Source organism: Streptomyces sp. NPDC058691 (assembly GCF_042714775.1).
Classification (GTDB): Bacteria; Actinomycetota; Actinomycetes; order Streptomycetales; family Streptomycetaceae; genus Actinacidiphila.
In genome coordinates this window covers 1-1041 of the sequence record NZ_JBHXSO010000144.1, presented here as the reverse complement: position 1 = coordinate 1041, position 1041 = coordinate 1, and the positions used below count along the sequence as shown (strand labels likewise).

The 1041-nt window shown below is 67.4% G+C and carries 1 protein-coding gene; it reads right to left on the bottom strand.

Translation table 11 applies throughout. The features are described from left to right. Positions 1-1041 (bottom strand): formyl-CoA transferase (gene frc / locus ACFWVC_RS38645; protein WP_384299622.1); only part of this gene is annotated, 1041 nt, incomplete at both ends.

The following is a 1041-nucleotide window of genomic DNA, read 5'->3' as shown; positions in this document are numbered from 1 at the left end:
TTCGTTGAGGCCGAGTTCGTGGTGGTAGATGTCGTGGTTGTGTTCGCCGAGGAGGGGTGAGCGGTGGATGGTGGTGGGTGAGTCGGAGAGTTTGAGGGGGTTGCCGACGGTGGTGTAGGTCCCGCGTTGGGGATGCTGGACCTCGACGACGATCTCGTTGGCCTGCAGGCTGGTGTCCTCGATGATTTCTTTGGTGGACAGGATGGGTCCGCAGGGGATGTTGTGCCGGTTGAGGTGGGCCAGGACGTCCCATTTGGGGAGGGTGGTGGTCCATTCCTCGATGAGCTGGAACATCTTGGCGAGTTTGGGCAGGCGGGCCGCCGGGGTGGCCCATTCGGGGTCGGTGGCCAGTTCGGGGCGGCCGATGAGTTCGGCCAGGGGTGGCCAGCCGGTGGGCTGGACGATGACGTAGACGTAGTCGTTGGGTCCGCCGGGTGCGCATTTGACGGCCCAGCCGGGTTGTCCGCCGCCGGAGGCGTTGCCGGAGCGGGGCACCTCGTCGGCCGAGGCGGTGTCCTGGGCGTTGGGGTATTCGGCCAGGGGGCCGTGGGTCAGGCGTTGCTGGTCGCGGAGTTTGACGCGGCACAGGTTGAGGACGGCGTGCTGCATGGCGACCTGGACGCGCTGGCCGCGGCCGGTGTGGGTGCGCTGGTAGAGGGCGGCCAGGATGCCGGCCACCGCGTGCACTCCGGTGCCCGAGTCGCCGATCTGGGCGCCGGTGGCCAGGGGCGGTCCGCCCTCGAAGCCGGTGGTGGCCATGGAGCCGCCCATCGCCTGCGCCACGACCTCATAGGCCTTGAAGCCGGTGTACGGGCCGTCCCCGAAGCCCTTGATCGAGGCGTACACGATCCGCGGGTTGATCTCCCGGATCCGCTCCCAGGTGAAGCCCATCCGGTCGATCGCACCCGGCGCGAAGTTCTCCACCATCACATCGCTGCGCGCGATCAGCTCGGTCAGGATCTCCTTGCCCCGCGGTGACTTCGTGTTCAGCGTGATGCTCCGCTTGTTGGAGTTGAGCATCGTGAAGTAGAGGCTGTCGGC